Source organism: Rhizobium sp. 01N447_2, from assembly GCF_056399245.1.
Genome location: NZ_JBFTQY010000027.1, coordinates 21,243 through 40,263, shown reverse-complemented (window position 1 = coordinate 40,263; position 19,021 = coordinate 21,243). Strand labels below are relative to the sequence as shown.

The following is a 19,021-nucleotide window of genomic DNA, read 5'->3' as shown; positions in this document are numbered from 1 at the left end:
TTGTGACTCAACACTCGGTCGGTTGACGCCGAGCGTGCCGCCATGCCCACCTCCGAGCTTTGAACGGACATACGGGAGGTAAGGCCGATACCACCTGTGTCAGGTCCGACGACGCGTTTTCTCGTTAAGACGCGTCTTAAGCAACCATTCACACGACATGAATTGTCATCTTGTAGTCTTTCCAGGCATCTTGCTCAGGCAGCTCAAAATGGCCGCAACATTGTGACGCGAGGTGAAGTTATGCTGACCGAACGCGAGGATCAGTTTTACATCGGTGGAAAATGGCAGGAATCCGGGGACGTAAACCGTCTGCCTGTTGTGAATCCCGCGTCGGAATGTGTTGTCGGGCATATTGCTGCGGGCGGTGCTAATCACGTCGATCTCGCGGTTGCCGCAGCGCGCAACGCGTTCCCAGCCTTCTCTCAAACAACTGTGGCTGAACGGCTCGGTCTGCTCGGCAGGATGCATTCTCTCCTGAACGAAAGAGCGGAGACGTTCGCGGAGGCGCTCGCAATGGAAATGGGGGCGGCGATCAGCTTTGCGCGGGCTTCCCAGGTTCCTTTTGCTTCCGAGCACATCCGTGTCCAGATGGAAACTCTTGAGAAATACCGGTTTGTGACGATTGATGGGCGTACCGCGACCGCCAAGGAGGCAATCGGGGTTTGTGCGCTGATCACCCCCTGGAACTGGCCACTTTACCAGATCACCGCCAAAGTCGCTCCCGCGATTGCGGCAGGCTGTACCGTTGTCCTCAAGCCGAGTGAACTGTCACCTTATAGCGCTTTGCTCTTCGCCCAGTTGATGCACGATACCGGCATTTCGGCTGGCGTATTCAATTTGGTCAACGGAACTGGCGAGATCGTTGGCGCAGCGCTTGCCAGCCATCCCGAGGTCGACATGATCTCGATCACAGGTTCCACCCGCGCGGGGGTACTCGTCGCGCAGGCGGCCGCACCGACGGTGAAGCGAGTGGTTCAGGAACTCGGCGGCAAGTCGCCGAACATTTTGCTCGATGATGCCGACTTCAGCGAGGCGGTATCCAAGGGCGTGCTCGCCGGAATGCGCAATGTCGGCCAGTCGTGCAGCGCCCCGACGCGTATGCTGGTACCCGCACATCGGCTGGCCGAAGTGGAGGAATTGGCAAGCGCCACTGCGCGTGCGATCCGAGTCGGCGCTCCGCTTGATCCCGCGACGGACATGGGTCCCATCGCCAATCTTCCCCAGTTCGAGCGGGTACAAACGATGATCCAAGCCGGYATCGACGATGGCGCCAAGCTGCTGTATGGCGGTCTGGGCCGGCCGGCCGGCATCGCGCGGGGCTTTTTCACGCAGCCAACGATCTTTTCCGAGGTGACGTCCGACATGCGTATTGCTCGCGAGGAGATCTTCGGTCCCGTACTTTCGATTATGCCCTACAAGGACGAGGAAGAGGCAATCGCCATTGCCAACGACACCRTCTATGGATTGGGTGCTCATGTCCAGTCTTCAGATCCGGAGCGGGCACGCCGGGTCGCCCTGCGCATCCGTGCCGGCCAGGTTCATATCAACTATCCCGCTTGGGACGGAGCGGCCGCCTTCGGTGGGTACAAGCGATCAGGTAACGGCCGCGAGTATGGCGTATACGGGCTCGAAGAGTATCTTGAGACGAAGTCCATCCTCGGTTATTGATTAGGCGTCTCCGCGAGGTCGGCTCGCCAGGGCAATGGTTTCAGCGACCGACGAAGCATCGTCAGGAAAGCGGCAGTCCGCGCACTTCGCCCGTGCCGCGATCCGAGGATGGCGACGATATCAGCCGACGGCAGCATCCAGTTGGGAAGTACCTGCCTCAACCGTCCCTCGGCGAGGTCTTCTGCAACGGCCCATTCAGAGCGCATCATAATGCCCTGACCCGCCAACGCCCAATCCCGAATGACGGCACCATCGTTGCTCGACATAGCGGGATTAACGCGCACTGTCGCACTTTCCTGCCGTGATCCCTTGAACCGCCAGAGCGTTACGTCCTCCTCGTTCTCGCGAACGACGAGGCAGCGATGTCGCGCCAGATCGGCAGGCGTAGAAATGGGCTCAGCCGAAGCCAGGTATTCTGGACTTGCGCAAAGAATCCGACGGTTCGGCGCCAGTGTCGTCACGACCTGATCCAGATGCGCTGATGCCCCGATGTGAACAACGACCTCATAACTATCAACGACCAGCGCCGTGGGATGGTCGGACAGTTGCAAGGTGGCGGTGGCACTACGATGCTCTCGAGCAAACGCCTCCACGACCGGGGCCACGTAGATCCTTCCAAATCCGTGGGGCGCTGCGACCCTGAGGTGCCCGCGAACCGCACCCTCGCGATCAGCCAAGGCTTCGGCAAGCGAATCTATTGCATCGCTGACGATGATGCTGTGAGAAGCGACCAATGAGCCCTCTTCGGTAAGGCGCAGGTGGCGTCCGGACCGGTCAATCAGCCTTACCCCGACTTTCTCTTCGAGCGCGCGCAGGCGCTGGGTGACCGCGGGAGGCGTCACGTTCAGCTTTCTCGCGCTTTCCGCGAGAGATTTCGAGGCAGTAAGGACCGAGAAGAAGGCGAGATCATCGGACGTAAGCATTAATTCATGCCTTAAGGGAACCTTCACTACTCATTAATTGCCATCTTTAGGGTTTGGCGACAAGGTGAATTTCGAATTGGAGATCGGATTCATGAATTTAGTCCGGCCCCCGTTTGGCCGCGACGAACAGTCTTGGGGAGCGGAAAATTGCCCTGCTAGAGCTCAACCGCCCCTGGGGGCGTAGTCATGGTGGAGAGCCTGCAATGAATGCTAAAGATATCCTCGGGCAGCTGGTCAGCTTTCCATCCGTCGTCGGGACTCCGAACGGCGACATCGTGGCATGGGTCAAGGGCTATCTCGAAAGTCATGGCGCTACCGTGACTGTCTTGCTGGGACCGGAAGGAGATCGAGCAAATCTTTTTGCCACCATCGGCCCGAAAGACAAGCCCGGTTACATCCTTTCCGGGCATATGGATGTGGTTCCTGCGTCCGAACCGACCTGGACGTCGGATCCCTTTCGCCTGCGGGCAGAGGGCGATCGGCTCTTCGGCAGGGGGGCGTGCGACATGAAGGGCTTTCTTGCCGCCGCCCTTGCAGGACTTCCGGCAATGACGAGGATGCCATTGAGCCGTCCGATCCACTTCGCCTTTTCCTATGATGAGGAAGCCGGCTGCCGTGGCGTGCCGCACATGCTACGGCAGATCGGGAACCTATGCGCCCCGCCCTTGGGCGCAATTATCGGCGAGCCGAGCAGTATGGTGGCGATCCGAGGTCACAAGGGAAAGGCGGCCGCCCGCGTCGAGATCCATGGCACGACCGGCCATTCGTCGCGTCCCGACAGGGGCCTCAACGCCATTCATGCCATGACTGCGGTGATGACCGCGGCTATGAAGACCATCGAAACTCTGCGGAACGGTCCTTACGACCAGACTTTCGAACCCCCGTATTCCACCCTGCAAATCGGCACGATCGTGGGCGGCCGCAGCGTCAACATCATCCCTGATCTCTGCGCTCTGGAATTGGAAGCCCGCGCCGTGCCTGGCGTGTCGCCAACGGTTCTGCTGGAACCTATCAAGGCAGTTGCCGAGGCGTTGGAGAAAGACGGTTTCCGCACCACGTGGGAGACCAGCAGCACCTACCCCGCACTCTCGCTTGATGCCGACGCGCCGCTCGCCCGGCTGATGGAGGGATTAACCGGAGCGTCGACCTTGGCGGCCGTCAGCTACGGCACGGAAGCAGGGCTCTATCAAGCCGCTGGCATCGACGCGATCATCTGCGGGCCGGGGGACATCGCCAGCGCCCATCGCGCCGACGAATTCATCCGCCTCGACGAACTTATTGCCTGCGAGGAAATGATCTTGCGGCTTGCCGAAACCCTGCGAGACTGAGAGAGAATCATGGTTTTCTGGTTCAATTCGGATCGAGAAAGAGGTCGCGTCTTCGCGGATGCTTTTGCGCGCGATCTGCCCGATCTGCCTTTCGCCATGGATATCTCGGAACGCAATCCAGACGACATCCGCTACATCCTGACCTGGACGGCGCCGCCCGATCTTCATCGCTTCAAGAACCTGGAGGTCGTCTTCTCGATCGGCGCCGGCGTTGACCAGTTCAAGCCGCAAACGCTCCCCCCGAACGTCATGCTCGTCCGCATGGTCGAGGACGGCATCGTCCGGATGATGCAAGAATATGTGACGCTCGCGGTGCTCGCTATTCACCGAAAGCTGAAGGCCTATATTGGCCAACAGGCCGACGCCACCTGGCTTCCCCTTCCCGCGCGCCCAGCCGCCCAGCAGCGGATCGGTATCCTTGGCCTCGGCCTGCTCGCCCAGGCCGTCGTCGAGCGACTGAAACCCTTCGGCTTTCCGCTTGCCGCCTGGAGCCGCTCGGAGCGACAGGTGGAGGATGTTGACTGCTATCACGGTCCGGACGGCCTCACCCCGTTTCTGGCGCGTACAGACATCCTGATCTGTCTCCTGCCGCTGACGCAAGAGACGCAAGGACTGCTCGACGCCGCGCTCTTAGAGACGCTTCCAACCGGCGCGGCGCTCATCCACGTGGGGCGCGGCGCCCAACTCGATCACGACGCGCTCATTGCGGCTCTCGACGCGGGGCATCTGTCKAGCGCGGTCATCGACGTCACCGAACCTGAGCCCTTGCCTCCCGAACATGGTTTCTGGCGACATCCAAAGATTATTCTGACGCCGCATATCGCAAGCGTTACGCAACCAGAAACGGCGGCCCGCGCCGTCATCGACAACATCAAGCGCCATCGCGACGGCCTCGACCTGATCGGGCTCGTCGATCGCGACCGCGGTTATTGAGCTGCAACCAGGAGAGCAAGGAGAAAACATGTCCCTCCTCAAGACCATCGTACCGAACAGCACAGAAGCTCCGCGTGAATCCAAGCCCGGGCCGGAGCGTCTTATTTCCGGCGATCCGTCGTTCAAGTCCTGGGCCCAGGACGTAGCGAGAGGCGAAATGATCCACACCGGCGTCTGGGAGGCAACTCCGGGACTGACGCATTCCGTCAAGGGCGAGACCTTCGAGTTTTGCCACATCCTTCAGGGGGTCGTGGAAATCACGCCGGTTGGCGGAGAACCGGTTACCTACAAAGCGGGTGACAGTTTCGTGATGAAGCCCGGTTTCGTCGGCACATGGCGTACCGTGGAAACCGTCCGTAAGATCTACGTGACGGTCATGTAACTGCTGGGCGTCGGTGGGAGACGACGAGCAATCGTCTGCGCCGCGGCGGAACAGAATATTTTCCGCCGCGCGTTTTGCCAGGCAATCGCTCGCAACAATGCGGGAGTTCTCGCGGCCCGTGGGAGTTCGTTCGAGCGCTAAATCATCGGCCGTCATAAGGGAGCGAAAATGGCTGTTTTTACCGAGCTTTCTGACGGCGATCGCCAATCGATCATCGCAGCCTATGGTTTTACGTCGCTCTCGTCTGTGATCGGCATCGCTGATGGCGACACCGATACGACCTACCTGTTTCGCGCCCAGGAAGGCGAGTTCATTGTGACGCTTTTCGAAAATGGAGTCCAGCCTCTGGATCTGGAAAGAGCCTTCGAGACCATGGAGGCGCTCTTTCAAAATCGCGTGCCGTGCCCTAGGCCGCTGCGCACGCTCCAAGGCCATGCCACGTGTCGGGCTGCAGACCGATTGGTTGCTACCGTCAGCTTTGTACAGGGCTCCTCGTCCACCCTTGCAGGCCCGGCAAAGTGCCGAAGCCTGGGCCGCACGATGGCTCAAATCCATTCTGTTTTTGAACGGAAGACAAAGCCTCTTTCGCCAGCCCTTCCAACCGGGACAGTTCACGGCGCGTTGGCCCAGGCGAATGTCTTTTTCGTTGGAAATGACGTGAGCGGGATCATTAACTTCAGGCTTCGCCACGACGATGCGTTCGTATCGGAGATTGCAGATGTGCTGGTCGGCTGGGTGGCGGAACCCGGCGGAGAACTGAACAAGGATCGGGCACGTGCGCTGCTTCAGGGTTATGAAGAGGTTCGACAACTGAGCGGCCCCGAAAAGGAAGCCTTACCAGGCTTCATCATGGCGTCCACAGCTAGACGGTTTGCCAGCCAGAAGGAAAGAAGCTTCCTACCGGAAATGGCCGTGTTAGCATATCGTTCGGCAACTTCGGACATTCTAGGTAATTGATCGGCTCCAACGCCATGAAAAATTCTCTTGATCGGACCGACGAACAGATAGTGGCCGCATTGAAGGCCAACGCTCGAACCTCGCATGCCGAGTTGTCGGCGAAGGTAAATCTTTCGCGCAACGCCGTGCGGGTACGGATAGAGCGACTTGAACGAGAAGGCTTCATCAAGGGATATACGATCATCACCGGCGATGGAGCAACTAGCCGAAACGTGACGACCGCGCTCGTCTTCGTCTATCGCCATGATCGCATGAGGGGCGGGGATGTTATTCAGGCGCTTCGGAAAATCCCGGAAGTGGTCGCTTGCGATGTGATGACCGGCGATTTCGATCTCCTTGTCAGGGTAGAGTCTTCCAAGGCAGACCGCATAACGCAAATTTGGCACCTAATAGCCGAGATGCCCGGTGTGCGCGACACACTGACTTCTTTTGCACTCTCCTCCGTGATCCGAAAATAGGAGCGGCGAGTATCGGTCGATGCACGCCTATGCCGTCCACGCGACCATTTGCAGTCTCGATCGCCACTTCCACGGACGCGCTTGTATTCTTCATGGCTATGCATTGGGCATTCCCGTGGTTCCGCAGGGCAAACCCTGACGTGTCCTCGGCGATTTGCCAGTCGATGAGGCTGCAAAACGCAGCCTCAGCGACTTTACCATTGGCGGAGGGGTGACAAGCACGGTGACAGATCATTGGAACATCTTAATTTTCGGAGGCAACGATGGTCTTAGATTGGCTGGCCGGTCAGCGCTGCAACCGAGTGATGCAGATGACTTTCGGTTGGGTCATGTCTTCGTAAGCGAAGCGCACGCCTTCGCGCCCCATGCTGCCGTATTTGAAACCTCCAAAGGGCATCGCGTCGAATCGGTAGTCGGATGACTGATTGATCATTATACCCCCGGCATCGATCCTCTTGGCGGCATCGAGGGCATCGGCGAGATCGTTGGTAAAGATCCCCGCATGCAGGCTATATTCCGGGTTGTTTGCCAGTTGTATTGCCTCATCCAATTCGTCGAACGGCTGCAGGATGACAACCGGTGCGAAGACTTCCTCATTCAACACGTCGCACGTCGCCGGCACATTCTCGAGGATGGTCGGAGGATAGAGTGTACCGGAGGGCTTGTGGCCGCAAAGCAGCGCCGCGCCGGCAGCGATCGCACGCTCGACCATGGAAGCGGCGCGGTCGACCGCCTTTTCGGTGATCATCGGACCCATGTCAGTGTCAGCTTCCATCGGGTCGCCGGTTCTCAGCTCGAGGGTCTGAGTCACGAACGCGGCCTTGAACCGCTCATAGATCGGGCGCTGGACTAGAATCCTCTGAGTGCCGATACAGTTCTGACCCGCCGCCCAGAAGGCGCCTGACACACAATCTTCAACAGCGGCGTCAACATCGCTGTTTTCCATCACGATAACTGGTGCATTTCCACCGAGATCCATCGCGAGTTTCTTGATACCGGCGGATTTTGCGATGGCCTCGCCGGTTGCAAAGCCGCCTGTGAAGGAGATCATTCGAACCTCATTTGCCGAAACGAGCGCCTTGCCCAAGTCGGCGCCGCCGACAGCGACCGTGAGGACTTGTCCCGGCAGACCGCTTTCGATCAACACGTCCGCCAGCTTGATGGCCGAGAGAGGGGTAAGCTCGGAAGGCTTCAGGAGTATTGCATTGCCGCCGGCGATGGCGGGGCCGAGCTTGTGGGCCACGAGATTAAGCGGATCATTATAAGGCGTGATCGCCGTGATGATGCCCAGTGGCTCTCGGGTATACCAGCCTTGACGGGATTCCGATCCGCCATAGGCGTCAAAGGGAATGACTTCGCCGGCGTTTCGCTTGGCCTCTTCCGCCGAGAGCTTCAAAGTGTTGACACAGCGTGTCACCTCCTTGCGCGCCTGGGTGATTGTCTTCCCGGCCTCCCGCACGATCAGGAGCGCAAATTCCTCCTTGCGGGCTTCAACGGTCGCTGCAGCCTTATCGAGAATTGCGGAGCGCTGGTGGCGGGGAAGCAATCGGGCGATCTGCGCGCCACGATTGGCGCGCTCAAGCAGCAGGTTTACCGCGCTCGCACTAGTCTCGGAGACCACACCGACCAAGCTGCCATCGAATGGATTGCTGACCAAGATCTCTGCTGGAGATGTCTTTTTGCACAGGGCGAAGCTTGCCATCACGCAGCCTCCTTCCCAAGGCTGCCAGACCGGGCATTATGGATGGCGACAATGTCGGACAGCAGCGCATAGGCGGTCTCGGTCCGGCCGGCGCCTGGACCCGTGACAGTGACAGAGCCCAGCAGTTCGGTGTTCAGCGAGACTGCGTTGGTAGCGCCGTTGACACCGGCGAGCGGATGCTCGCGCGGCAGCTGTTTCGGAGCAACGCTGCCGGTTATCGTCCCGTCGGCATTGCGAACGGCCGATCCGATCAACTTCCAACGGCTGTTGACCTTTGCCGCCGCTTCGATGTCGGAAGGAGAAAGCTTGGAAATGCCTTCGCAGGAGATTTCCTCCGGCTTGAGGTTTGCTCCCAGCAGCTCGTTTGCGAGGATCACCACCTTGAGGCGGACGTCGAAACCTTCGACGTCGGCTGTCGGATCGGCTTCGGCAAAACCGAGTGCCTGCGCTTCCGCGACGGCGCTGGCAAAGTCGAGACCGTTCTCCATGCGGCCGAGGACGAAGTTTGACGTACCATTCAGAATTCCTTCAAACCCTTTCATCTCCGCGCCCGCGAGGGTCTTCTCCGCCATGCGGATGACGGGGGTGCCGCTCATGACGGAGCCTTCATATTCGAAATGAACGTTGTTTGCCTTCGCAAGAGCCTTTAGCTCCTGAGCGGCGATTGCGACTGGCCCCTTGTTGGTGGTGACGACATGTTTGCCAGACTTAAGGGCCCAGCGGCAGTGCGAAACAGCCGGCTCGCCGTCCTTGGGGTTTGTAAATGTTGCTTCCACGACGATGTCGACAGGCGCTGTCTTGATGATCATCTCGTTGTCGGCTTCCGCGCTACCCCCAGAAAGCCGGCCAAAACCGCCCTTTGCGAAATTCGCGTCAACGAGTGTCTTGGCGTCAAGGCCGTTCGGCGAAATTACGGAACCGAGATAAAGATCGCTGACAGCAACGATGTTCAGGCGGAAACCGAGATCCCGTTCCCACAGAGTGTTCTTCGTCGCGATGAGTTCGGCCAACGCGCGGTTGACGCCACCAAATCCGATTAGAGCAATGTTGTAGATTTTCACGTGGTACCCTCCGGTGAAGCGATGTGTGCGCATATCATCGGATGCGGATCGCTCAGTCGGAACGGCGCAAACAGACCAATCTGCCGTGCATTTTGCTCATTCAGCCGCCGTCTTGCCGTGCCGTCCCATTCCGCGTGAGAACTCGAACGGATAAGATGGTCCAGCCGAGGAAAGCCGATTTGGCTTCAGGCGCAATCCGTCAAAATGGCAGCTGTGTTTCAGCCCGAGTGACGCGTCTGGGGCCGATTTCCGTGGGAGTCAAAAAACATCAGGAGAACTGATCAAAGTCGATCGGAACTGAAAAGCCCGTCTTGACCCGGTCCATGACAACCATTGTCTTGAAACCTTTGATATCGGGATTTTCATAGAAGAACTTGCGGGTAAAGACCTCATAGTCCTCCATGCTTTGAGCAGTGACAATCAGGACGAAGTCCGCGTCTCCCGTTACATAATAGCCGTTCATGACTTCCGGCATCTGCCGTATCGATTGCTTGAAGCGGTCAACAATGTCTGCTCTTTCGCGCTCGAGCGTCACCAGCACAAGCATCGCGATGGGCCGCCCGACGAATTTGTGTTTCACAATCGACACGTCGGCCTCGATCACACCCGCCTCACGCAGCCGCTTGAGGCGGCGCTGCACCGCAGTGGCCGATAGACCAACCATCGCGCCGAGTTCTTCGCTGCTGTGCTTGTTGTGATTTTGCACAATGCTGAGCAGGCGAGCATCAAGGCGGTCAAGCTGCATGGGAAAATCCGCATAATTTCATCGTTTTGCCGCCCCAAAAAGCAGGATTTCTTCGTGAGATCAATATTTATCGGGAAATGCGGCGTTCGAATGGCCTTACGCTTCATTTTGCAAGGGAGTGAGGCGACGAAAAAAGTTCAAGCGGAGGATGACAGTGCGACATACTCGGGGCGGCGATCTTGCTCCTGACCACAGGAAATACGGTGCGTTTGTCTTGACGGCCGCATGAGGAAATAACGATGACCAATATCGCTGAATTAGCAGACATGGACCGTAGGACAGTTCTGCACCCGTTCACCTACCTCAAGGATTACGCGGCGGGCGAGACTGAACCTACCATCGTCGAGACTGGAAAAGGCGTTCGTATCCGGGACGCGTCCGGCCGGGAATATCTCGACGGGTTTGCGGGCCTCTATTGCGTCAATGTCGGCTACGGCCGCACCGAAGTTGCCGAGGCGATCGCCCGTCAGGCCTACAAGCTTGCCTATTATCATTCCTACGCCGCGCACACGACGGAGGAGCTCGCACGTCTTTCCGACCGACTGGTGCGAATGTCACCCGGCAACATGTCGAAGGTCTTCTACGGGCTGTCAGGTTCGGATGCGAATGAGACGCAGGCAAAAATCGTCTGGTATTACAACAATCTTCGCGGAAAACCGCAGAAGAAGAAGATCATCTCGCGCGAGCGTGGCTATCATGGGTGTTCAGTGGTTTCCGGCTCCATGACGGGCCTGAGCTTCTACCACGATCACATGGATCTGCCGGTTTCGGGAATTCTGCGCACCGGCGTCCCGCATTTCTATCGTGGTGCGATGCCTGGCGAGACCGAAGAAACCTTTTCACAGCGCCGCGCCGAAGAGCTGGAAGCGCTTATTCTCGCCGAGGGGCCGGACACCATCGGCGCCTTCATAGCGGAGCCGGTCCTTGGGACGGGGGGCATTATACCGCCGCCGGCGGGATACTGGACGAAAATCCAGGCTGTGCTGAAGAAATACGACGTGCTGCTGATTGCCGACGAGGTGGTCTGCGGGTTTGGCCGCACCGGCGCCATGTTCGGTTCGGATCTTTATGGCATCGAGCCCGATCTAGTCACCGTCGCCAAGGGCTTGACGTCTGCCTATGTGCCGCTGTCGGCCGCGATCATTTCGCAGAAGGTCTATGAGGTCATGGAGGAAGCGACGCCTCGGGTAGGGTCCTTCTCACACGGCTATACATATTCCGGCCATCCGATCGGCGCAGCGGCCGCAAACGCAGTCCTTGATATCGTTGAGCGGGAGAACCTGGCGGGCCAGTCCGCGACCAAAGGCGCTTATCTTTTGCAGCGGCTGAGGGCAGAGTTCGAGCAGAATCCGATCGTCGGCGAAGTCCGTGGTGTCGGCATGCTTGCGGCCATCGAGTTCGTCTCCGACCGCGGCGCCAAGTCCTCGTTCGATCCGGGTCTCAAAGTCGGAGCGCGCATTTCCCAAGCGGCTCGCAATCGCAACCTGATCGCCCGGGCGATGCCACACGGGGACATCTTGGGCTTTGCTCCGCCGTTGGTCATGACGGAAGCCGAAATCGATGAAATGGTCGCGATCGCGAAAGCCGCGGTCGACGAGGTGATGAAGGAATTGGACGCTCAAGGCGCAGTGGCGGGATAGTAGATGACCAATTGGCTGGAAAATTTTCACGCATGAGCGAGGTCCTGAAGGTCCACGAACTCACCAAGACGTTCGGATCCACGAAGGTGTTGGATGGCATCAGCTTCCGCATGTGCGAAGGTGAGGTCATTTCCCTGATCGGATCATCTGGGTGTGGAAAAAGCACCGCCCTTCGCTGCATCAACTTCCTGGAGACGCCGACCTCCGGGCAGATCGAGTTCATGGGTCAGGCGATCTCTGTCAATCGCAGAAAGGGTGGCGACAGCGAGATCGTCAACGCATCCTATATGAGAGCGTTTCGCCAGCGGATCGGCATGGTGTTTCAGAACTTCAACCTCTGGCCCCACCGTAATGTCCTCGGCAACGTGACAGAGGCCCTGGTCTATGTGCTGGGCTTGAGCAAAAAAGAGGCCGAAGAGGTTGCGTTGTCCGCCTTGTCGAAGGTTGGCATGGCAAATTTCGCAGAGCGCTACCCACATCAGTTATCTGGTGGGCAGCAGCAACGGGTCGCTTTTGCACGAGTGCTGGCGATGCGACCGAAATTGATGTTGTGCGATGAGCCAACCTCCGCCCTCGACCCGGAACTCGTCGGGGAAGTGCTGAAGGTTATCAGAACACTGGCCGAAGAGGGTGCCACGATCCTCCTCGTCACACACGAAATGCGGTTCGCGCGCGACGTATCGAACCGGATGATATTCCTGCAAGAGGGCCGCCTTGAGCAGGACGACACGCCGACAGAACTGCTTCGAAATCCCGCGACAGAAGGGGTCAAGCGGTTCCTGTCAGGCGTCATGCCGGCCTGCGCCTAGAGGCATCAGGCCACAACAACAACGATAAAAGGGTAACAGACATGATCATCAGCAAAATCATCAAGTCGGCGTTGGCAACGAGCCTGCTCGTCTCCGCTCTGGCCACGGCCGCTTCGGCTAAGGACGGGGTCCTGCGCATCGGCACGGAGGGCGATGCGCCGAAATTCAGCATGGCTGATCCAAACGGAAACGTCACCGGTTTTGACGCGGACATCGCCAATGGTATCTGCGCCGAGCTCAAGTTAAAGTGTGAGTTCGTTGTGCAGACGTTCAGTTCGCTTGTCCCGTCCATGGACACCGATCGGTTCGACGTCATTATATCCGGCCTCGGGATTACCGCCGAGCGCCAGAAAAAGATCGACTATTCCATCCCCTATGCGACAACCCCGCTCTATTTCGTCGTTGCGAAGGATTCTCCGCTCGCCGGTCTTAAGAGCCTGGCGGAAATTGAAAAGGCTATTGAAGGCAAAAGCGTCGGCGTCGTCACCGGCACGACCTACGCCAAATTCATTGAAAAGCGGATGCCAAGCGTTGATCTGAAGACATACGACGCTGTCACTCAGCAAACCGCCGACCTTGCAAGCGGCCGTATCGACGTCGCTTTCGGAGATTCGCCGACCTGGATGGATTTTTTTCCAACGACCGATGGCGCAAACTTCACCAAGATCGACGTGAAGATCATGGCCATGGATGACCCGGACGTTCTTGGACACGGGATGGGCGTTGGGATGCGCAAGGGCAACACGGAACTACAGGCGAAGGTAGACGCCGCGCTTTGCAAGATGATCAATGATGGCAAAGTGAAAGAAGCCTCGATGCATTGGTTCCAGGACGACTATACCATTCCCTGCAAGAAGTGATCTTTGACGAGGAGACCTGTCTTGGCTTGGTCCAAGGCAGGTCATTGGGATGGTGTCCATGCTAGCTGATTTCTGGATATTGATGGTGGAGCGAGGCTGGGCCCTTGCTCTGCTGCGGGGAAGTGCCATCACGATCGCGATCGGTCTTCTCGGAATGTCTTTGGGTTTCGTTATTGCCACCCCATTGGCTGTCTTGCGCTGGCAGAAAGTCGCCGTGGTTTCGCAATTGGTCGATGCTTATAGCATCGTCGTTCGTGGTGTTCCGGGGCTGCTCGTCATCTACCTGCTGTTTTTCGGGTCCGTCGACTGGGTCAAAACCGTCACGAGCGCTTTCGGCTATCAGGACTCGGTTGACAATGCCTACCCGTATATCATCGGCGTGATCGCCATAGCCGCAATCTCGTGTGCCTATTCCATCGAGGTGATCCGCGGTGCACTTCAGGCGGTGCCGCATGGTCTGCTTGAAGCCGCGCGGTCGCTTGCCTTGCCAGGCACGGTCACATTTTTCCGCATCACGTTTCCCCTGGCTTTGCGTCTGGCGCTCGGAGGGATCAACAACGTCTGGCAGATGACGATCAAGGACACGTCCCTGATCTCGGTTGTCGGGCTGCAGGAACTGATGAGAACGGCGGCGATCGCGGCAGGGATCACGCGCTCTCCTCTCCTCTTTTATTGCATCGCCGCGGCGTTGTTCTTCGGTATGACAGCGGTCAGCCAAAGCCTGTTCTCAAGGGCGGAGCGTGCGCTGAATCGCGGCTTCGGAGGGCGATGACATGGATCTCGAGATTGTCAAATATGCCGTGCCCTTTTTGCTTGTCGGCGCCAAGACGACATTGCTGATCGCCCTTTTCGGAATTGGCTTCGGATTCCCGTTTGGTATCGCTGTCGGTCTTGGCCGCGGCTCGAAGAACAGGATGTTACGCAACAGCTGCGACACCTACTGCGCGATCTTCCGCGGGACGCCGATGTTGGTTCAGATATTCGTCATTTACTACGGACTGGCGCAGGTAAGCTTCATCCGTCACAACCCGGTGCTGTGGTGGATGATTGGTGATGGATTGCATGCGGCGATCCTCGCCGTCGTGCTGAATACCGGCGCCTACACCGGTGAAATTTTCCGCACGGGTTTCCTCTCTCTTCCCAAGGGGCTTATCGAGGCGGCCGAAGCTTGCGGCATGTCCCCCTGGCATGTCTTCACACGAGTGAAATTTCCGTTGGCATTGCGCCAGGCTTTGCCTGCCTACAGCAGCGAGGCGGCCATTATCGTCAAGGAATCGAGCCTCGCATCGACGATCACTGTCCTGGAAGTCACTGGATATGCCAAGAGATTGATGAGCGAGACCTTCGCGATCATGGACATCTTCATCATCACCGCTGCCCTCTATCTCGCTATGAACGTCGTTGCTCTAACCGCATTGAAACTTCTCGAACGACGCTTGTTGCTCGTCCGATAATCACCTTCAAAAAGGAAATAGCATGTCCAATCTCACCTTCGTCGATCAGAACAATCTTCCTGAACCGCGCAAGGGTCAGCCAGCGCCTGACAGACTTGTCGAGGGTAACCCGCAGTTCCTGAGCTGGGACATCGCACAGACAACTGATGGTGCTGTTCGCTCCGGCGTATGGGAAGCAACACCCGGCGCATACCGCTCGATCAAGGGCGAAACCTTCGAATTTTGCGTCATTCTTTCGGGTGTTTCCGACCTGATTGAGGACGGCTGTGAGCCGCGGCGCATCGTGGCCGGCGACGCTTTCGCCATGCATCCGGGTTTCGTTGGAACCTGGCGGGTCATCGAAACGACGCGCAAGCTCTGGGTCTCCCGAGACTAAGGCATCACCAAGTCAAGTCATCTTTCCGGAACCTAGCTGCTCATGACCCAAGCTCAACGACATCCAATCAAGTCAACGCCCTACTGGTGGGAGGACTGCCGCTTGCCGTCCCTGCCAGCTCGAGACGTGGAAAAGACATGTGATGTGGCGATCGTTGGCGGCGGGTATACCGGTTTGTCGGCCGCACTCGAACTTGCCCGTGCCGGCAAGCATGTCCAGCTGTTCGACCGCCAGGCTCTTGGCCAGGCGGCATCCAGCCGAAATGGAGGCATGGCCAGCGGAAGTATCCGCCTGGGGCGCAAGGATCTCATCAAGCGGTTCGGGCAGGAGAGGGCACAAGCCATTCTCCGGGAAGGCAAGGCGGCCCGAGAGGATCTTTGGCGCTTCCTGAGAGAGGAAAATATAGAATGCGATTTCTCCCTGTCTGGGGTCTTTAGCGGCGCGATGACCGCCGATGAGGCCGAAGAACTCCGTCGTCAGGCAGACTTCCTGCAACAGAACCTCGGTGTCGAGGCATATCCGGTGGAAAGGGCCGACGTCCGGAAGTTCATCGGGACAGACCTTTATATCGGAGGGTTTGTACGTAAGGATGTCGGTGGTCTGCAGCCGGCAAAACTGCTCGCGGCCATGATCGCCCTGGTAAACTCATCGAACGCGGTCATTCATGAAAATACCGCGGTCCTTGGCTCGGTCAACGAGGCTGGTGGCGTGCGAGTTCAAACCGAGCGTGGCGATGTCTTCGCCAGCAAGCTTCTTGTCTGCACTGACGGCTACACCGACGGTTTCGACCCGTGGCTGCGTCGACGCCTTGTTCCTGTCCGCAGCAGGATCATTGCAACCGAAGCGCTGGATAAAGAGATGATGGATCTGCTGATGCCGCCACGCATGATGTATGGCGACATGCGTAAGCTCAGCTACTATTATCGGCCGTCGCACGATGGTTCCCGAATCTTGTTTGGCGGACGCGATGGCACGACCGAGGGAGATCCGGCAGCTCCGACTGGGCATTTGCAAACCGAACTTGCAAGGCTTTTCCCGGAACTCGCAGGGATAGGCATTACGCACAGCTGGTTCGGCTATGTGGCCATGAACCGCGACATGATCCCTCGCATGTTCTCGCGGGGGAATACGGTCTATGCGACCGGCTATTGCGGCTCCGGTGTCGTATGGGCCAGATGGCTAGGCAAGAAAGCTGCGTTCAAGATCCTGGGCGACGCGGAACAGTCGCGCTCCGCATTCGATTTCGACGCAGCTCCCAGGGCCGTGCCATTCTTTAACGGCAAACCCTGGTTCATTCCCATTGTTTACTCGCTGTATGAGCGTCACGACAGAAAAAGACGCTGCGCCGTCGCCAGAAAAGCTGAGGTGCAGAGCGTAGCACAGCGGATCACAGATAGTGAGGCCCCGTTTCAAGTGAAAAAACATGATTAGCCTGGACACGATCGAGCAAGCGCGCGAGCGCATTGTCAAGCATATCCGCGACACGCCTCTCGTGATGTCGGCGGCGCTGTCTGAACTGATCGGGACGCAGGTCAGCCTGAAGATGGAGCATCACCAGCTGACCGGAAGCTTCAAGCTTCGAGGGGCGACCAATGCCATTCTGCAGCTCAGCCAGTCCGAGCGCGATCGAGGCATTATCGCGGCTTCCACCGGCAATCACGGACGCGCTCTGTCCTACGCCGCTCAGGCGATGGGCGCCCGCGCGACCATTTGCATGTCGCGACTTGTGCCCGAAAACAAGGTGTCTGAAATCCGCCGGCTAGGTGCATTCGTGCGGATCGTCGGGTCTTCGCAAGATGATGCGCAAGAGGAGGTTGATCGGCTGGTCGCGGAGGAAGGCCTCAGCATGATCCCGCCCTTCGACCACCCCCGGATCATCGCCGGCCAGGCTACCCTCGGTCTTGAAATCGTCCAGGCGATGCCTCAAGTCGCGGCGGTTCTTGTTCCCGTGTCGGGCGGCGGATTGGCAGCAGGTGTCGCGGCGGCCGTCAAGGCGGTGCGGCCGGAGATCAAGGTGATCGGCATTACCATGGAGCGGGGAGCGGCGATGAAGGCCAGCATTGATGCGGGCCACCCGGTCCAGGTCGAAGAGCATCGAAGCTTCGCCGATTCGCTCGGTGGCGGCATCGGATTGGCTAACGTCTGGACGTTCCAAATGTGCAAAATCCTTCTCGACGACGTCGTGCTCGTCGACGAGGGTGAAATAGCGGCCGGCATACGCCACGCTTATGAATATGAGCGTCAGATAGTCGAGGGTGCTGGCGCGGTCGGTATTGCTGCGCTGCTCTCAGGGAAATTGGCGCACGTTGAAGGCCCGATCGCGGCAATCCTTTCGGGCGGAAACATCGACATGGCGTTGCACAGGAACGTGGTCAACGGGCTCAATACGATTGGTGAGGGAAGCTAATGCCGACAATACGAATATTGACTGAGTCGGAGCTCAGGTCGATCGTACCGCTCGACATCGATGCGGTGAATTGTGTTGAAAATGCCTTCCGCGCGCTGGCGATGGAGAATGCAGTTAAAATGCCGCCGATTCTGCGTCTCGACGTCCCTGACAGCAGGGGCGAAGTCGATGTGAAGACGGCGTATATTCGGGGCGTAAGCGGCTTTGCCATCAAGATCAGTCCCGGCTTCTTCGACAATCCGAAGATCGGGCTACCGAGCACCAATGGGATGATGGTTTTGCTTTCGAGTAAAACCGGCCTGGTACAGGCTCTTTTGCTGGATAACGGCTATCTCACCGATGTTCGCACGGCTGCCGCCGGCGCTGTTGCGGCAAACCATCTGGCGCAGAAGGATGCGTCGATCGTGACGGTCTTCGGAGCAGGCGTTCAGGCGAGGCTGCAACTTGAAGCCCTCATGTTGGTGAGGCCGGTTCGAGAGATCCGTGTTTGGGCGCGTGATCCTCACAAGGCACAGTCGCTCGTCGAACAATTCGCCGGCAAACGAAACCTCTCAGTTTCCGCGTTTGACGATCCTAAAAAGGTAATCGCCGGGTCCCAGATCATCGTCACGACCACACCAGCGAACCGGCCAATTGTCGATGCTTCTTGGCTTGAACCTGGGCAGCATCTGACAGCTATGGGTTCGGATGCGGAACATAAGAATGAAATCGACCCGATGGCCATCGCCCGCGCAGATGTTTATGTGGCCGACAGCCTCAAACAAACGCGGAGACTGGGTGAACTCCACCATGCCATTGAAGCCGGCCTAGTCTCGGGCGATACGGAGTTTGCGGAACTGGGCCAGATTGTCACAGGCACCAAGACGGGCCGCAAAAGTGTCTCGGAGATCACAATTGCCGATCTTACGGGAACCGGTGTTCAGGACACGGCCATTGCCACGCTTGCGTTTGCGCACGCCGAAGCGCACGGCGCGGGGACGCTTTTCGAAAGTTGATGGCAGGCGATCTTTGCCAGCCGAGCGCCCCTGATATGGGGGCGTTGAGAAATGCAGTCCGGCGACAGAACGTGTTGGCCGAGCATCCTTTGCTCGTGCCCGGCCGTTTTTTCGAGCGGCATCCGCAGTTTCTCGGTTGGATACGCTTGAGGATGTCGGCTCGGAAAATTGATGCAACGCGTTGCTAGCGTCTCTGTAAGCGGCCCGGCCCTTACTGACATTGGAATTATCAACCGACTGCAAAACAAATGTCGGCATGACGTCTGCGTGTTGTCACCGACCGATAGCAGCTGTGGCTTTGTCGCATTAATGCTGCCACCGAC

At 58.2% G+C, this 19,021-nt stretch carries 19 protein-coding genes; 15 read left to right on the top strand and 4 right to left on the bottom strand.

Going from position 1 to position 19,021, the window contains the following annotated elements:
- Positions 1 to 240 precede the first annotated feature (240 nt).
- On the top strand, positions 241 to 1,668 hold the full coding sequence (locus AC1ECN_RS19540; RefSeq protein ID WP_477953865.1) for an aldehyde dehydrogenase family protein: 1,428 nt from the start codon (positions 241 to 243) through the stop codon (positions 1,666 to 1,668).
- Here the strand turns inward: AC1ECN_RS19540 and AC1ECN_RS19535 are convergent.
- Positions 1,662 to 2,591 carry a LysR family transcriptional regulator gene (locus AC1ECN_RS19535; RefSeq protein ID WP_018068406.1) on the bottom strand — a complete coding sequence of 310 codons (930 nt, stop codon included), beginning with the start codon at positions 2,589 to 2,591 and terminating at the stop codon, positions 1,662 to 1,664. The two genes, AC1ECN_RS19540 and AC1ECN_RS19535, sit on opposite strands and share 7 nt — an antisense overlap.
- 203 nt (positions 2,592 to 2,794) lie before the next feature.
- On the opposite strand from AC1ECN_RS19535, the gene argE reads away from it, so the two are divergent.
- From argE to AC1ECN_RS19510, 5 genes are all read left to right on the top strand, one after another.
- Positions 2,795 to 3,919 (top strand): acetylornithine deacetylase, encoded by a 1,125-nt coding sequence (argE, locus tag AC1ECN_RS19530; protein WP_130673826.1) that lies wholly within the window; start codon positions 2,795 to 2,797, stop codon positions 3,917 to 3,919.
- A 9-nt stretch (positions 3,920 to 3,928) separates the two neighbouring features.
- Positions 3,929 to 4,852: a 2-hydroxyacid dehydrogenase gene (locus AC1ECN_RS19525; RefSeq protein ID WP_018068408.1), complete on the top strand. Its 924-nt coding sequence runs from the start codon at positions 3,929 to 3,931 to the stop codon at positions 4,850 to 4,852.
- Positions 4,853 to 4,880: 28 nt separating this feature from the next.
- Positions 4,881 to 5,234 (top strand): cupin domain-containing protein, encoded by a 354-nt coding sequence (locus AC1ECN_RS19520; protein WP_018068409.1) that lies wholly within the window; start codon positions 4,881 to 4,883, stop codon positions 5,232 to 5,234.
- A gap of 168 nt (positions 5,235 to 5,402) precedes the next feature.
- Entirely contained in the window at positions 5,403 to 6,191 is a 789-nt protein-coding gene (locus AC1ECN_RS19515; RefSeq protein WP_018068410.1) for a phosphotransferase, read from the top strand.
- 14 nt (positions 6,192 to 6,205) lie between these two features.
- Entirely contained in the window at positions 6,206 to 6,649 is a 444-nt protein-coding gene (locus AC1ECN_RS19510) for an Lrp/AsnC family transcriptional regulator (RefSeq protein WP_020397314.1), read from the top strand.
- Positions 6,650 to 6,935: 286 nt separating this feature from the next.
- Here the strand turns inward: AC1ECN_RS19510 and AC1ECN_RS19505 are convergent, their stop codons facing one another.
- The 3 genes from AC1ECN_RS19505 to AC1ECN_RS19495 all read right to left on the bottom strand — a co-directional run bounded on the left by AC1ECN_RS19505 (position 6,936) and on the right by AC1ECN_RS19495 (position 10,157).
- Positions 6,936 to 8,351, bottom strand: a complete 1,416-nt coding sequence (locus AC1ECN_RS19505; protein WP_477953855.1) for an aldehyde dehydrogenase family protein — start codon at positions 8,349 to 8,351, stop codon at positions 6,936 to 6,938.
- Positions 8,351 to 9,412, bottom strand: coding sequence for a homoserine dehydrogenase (locus AC1ECN_RS19500; RefSeq protein ID WP_163861809.1), 1,062 nt, complete (start codon positions 9,410 to 9,412; stop codon positions 8,351 to 8,353). Before AC1ECN_RS19500 ends, AC1ECN_RS19505 begins: the two co-directional genes overlap by 1 nt.
- A 268-nt stretch (positions 9,413 to 9,680) precedes the next feature.
- Complete coding sequence (locus tag AC1ECN_RS19495) at positions 9,681 to 10,157, bottom strand: Lrp/AsnC family transcriptional regulator (RefSeq protein ID WP_018068414.1); 477 nt, start codon at positions 10,155 to 10,157, stop codon at positions 9,681 to 9,683.
- Between the two features lie 239 nt (positions 10,158 to 10,396).
- Here AC1ECN_RS19495 and AC1ECN_RS19490 point away from each other — a divergent pair, with 239 nt between their 5' ends.
- Genes AC1ECN_RS19490 through eutC form a run of 9 tightly spaced genes read left to right on the top strand, consistent with a single transcriptional unit; the run spans position 10,397 to position 18,698 of the window.
- Positions 10,397 to 11,797: an aspartate aminotransferase family protein gene (locus AC1ECN_RS19490; protein WP_024323576.1), complete on the top strand. Its 1,401-nt coding sequence runs from the start codon at positions 10,397 to 10,399 to the stop codon at positions 11,795 to 11,797.
- Positions 11,798 to 11,829: 32 nt separating this feature from the next.
- Positions 11,830 to 12,606 (top strand): amino acid ABC transporter ATP-binding protein, encoded by a 777-nt coding sequence (locus tag AC1ECN_RS19485; protein ID WP_024323575.1) that lies wholly within the window; start codon positions 11,830 to 11,832, stop codon positions 12,604 to 12,606.
- Positions 12,607 to 12,647: 41 nt separating this feature from the next.
- The gene (locus AC1ECN_RS19480; RefSeq protein WP_018068417.1) at positions 12,648 to 13,466 is read left to right on the top strand and encodes a transporter substrate-binding domain-containing protein; all 819 of its coding nucleotides are present in this window, start codon (positions 12,648 to 12,650) and stop codon (positions 13,464 to 13,466) included.
- 58 nt (positions 13,467 to 13,524) lie between these two features.
- Positions 13,525 to 14,238 (top strand): ABC transporter permease subunit, encoded by a 714-nt coding sequence (locus tag AC1ECN_RS19475; protein WP_130673823.1) that lies wholly within the window; start codon positions 13,525 to 13,527, stop codon positions 14,236 to 14,238.
- A gap of 1 nt (position 14,239) precedes the next feature.
- Entirely contained in the window at positions 14,240 to 14,920 is a 681-nt protein-coding gene (locus tag AC1ECN_RS19470) for an ABC transporter permease subunit (RefSeq protein WP_024323573.1), read from the top strand.
- Between the two features lie 22 nt (positions 14,921 to 14,942).
- Entirely contained in the window at positions 14,943 to 15,296 is a 354-nt protein-coding gene (locus tag AC1ECN_RS19465) for a cupin domain-containing protein (protein WP_024323572.1), read from the top strand.
- Positions 15,297 to 15,338: 42 nt separating this feature from the next.
- Positions 15,339 to 16,727, top strand: coding sequence for an NAD(P)/FAD-dependent oxidoreductase (locus tag AC1ECN_RS19460; RefSeq protein WP_130673822.1), 1,389 nt, complete (start codon positions 15,339 to 15,341; stop codon positions 16,725 to 16,727).
- Positions 16,720 to 17,703, top strand: coding sequence for a hydroxyectoine utilization dehydratase EutB (gene eutB / locus AC1ECN_RS19455; RefSeq protein WP_024323570.1), 984 nt, complete (start codon positions 16,720 to 16,722; stop codon positions 17,701 to 17,703). The genes AC1ECN_RS19460 and eutB overlap by 8 nt, the downstream gene beginning before the upstream one ends.
- Entirely contained in the window at positions 17,703 to 18,698 is a 996-nt protein-coding gene (gene eutC / locus AC1ECN_RS19450; protein WP_130673821.1) for an ectoine utilization protein EutC, read from the top strand. Before eutB ends, eutC begins: the two co-directional genes overlap by 1 nt.
- The last annotated feature ends 323 nt before the right edge of the window (positions 18,699 to 19,021 follow it).

Coding starts and splice junctions, on each gene's coding strand:
- AC1ECN_RS19535 (WP_018068406.1), bottom strand. CDS start 2,591: ATGCTTACGTCCGATGATCTCGCCTTCTTCTCGGTCCTTACTGCCTCG.
- argE (WP_130673826.1), top strand. CDS start 2,795: ATGAATGCTAAAGATATCCTCGGGCAGCTGGTCAGCTTTCCATCCGTC.
- AC1ECN_RS19520 (WP_018068409.1), top strand. CDS start 4,881: ATGTCCCTCCTCAAGACCATCGTACCGAACAGCACAGAAGCTCCGCGT.
- AC1ECN_RS19515 (WP_018068410.1), top strand. CDS start 5,403: ATGGCTGTTTTTACCGAGCTTTCTGACGGCGATCGCCAATCGATCATC.
- AC1ECN_RS19510 (WP_020397314.1), top strand. CDS start 6,206: ATGAAAAATTCTCTTGATCGGACCGACGAACAGATAGTGGCCGCATTG.
- AC1ECN_RS19505 (WP_477953855.1), bottom strand. CDS start 8,351: ATGGCAAGCTTCGCCCTGTGCAAAAAGACATCTCCAGCAGAGATCTTG.
- AC1ECN_RS19495 (WP_018068414.1), bottom strand. CDS start 10,157: ATGCAGCTTGACCGCCTTGATGCTCGCCTGCTCAGCATTGTGCAAAAT.
- AC1ECN_RS19490 (WP_024323576.1), top strand. CDS start 10,397: ATGACCAATATCGCTGAATTAGCAGACATGGACCGTAGGACAGTTCTG.
- AC1ECN_RS19485 (WP_024323575.1), top strand. CDS start 11,830: ATGAGCGAGGTCCTGAAGGTCCACGAACTCACCAAGACGTTCGGATCC.
- AC1ECN_RS19480 (WP_018068417.1), top strand. CDS start 12,648: ATGATCATCAGCAAAATCATCAAGTCGGCGTTGGCAACGAGCCTGCTC.
- AC1ECN_RS19475 (WP_130673823.1), top strand. CDS start 13,525: ATGCTAGCTGATTTCTGGATATTGATGGTGGAGCGAGGCTGGGCCCTT.
- AC1ECN_RS19470 (WP_024323573.1), top strand. CDS start 14,240: ATGGATCTCGAGATTGTCAAATATGCCGTGCCCTTTTTGCTTGTCGGC.
- AC1ECN_RS19465 (WP_024323572.1), top strand. CDS start 14,943: ATGTCCAATCTCACCTTCGTCGATCAGAACAATCTTCCTGAACCGCGC.
- AC1ECN_RS19460 (WP_130673822.1), top strand. CDS start 15,339: ATGACCCAAGCTCAACGACATCCAATCAAGTCAACGCCCTACTGGTGG.
- eutB (WP_024323570.1), top strand. CDS start 16,720: ATGATTAGCCTGGACACGATCGAGCAAGCGCGCGAGCGCATTGTCAAG.
- eutC (WP_130673821.1), top strand. CDS start 17,703: ATGCCGACAATACGAATATTGACTGAGTCGGAGCTCAGGTCGATCGTA.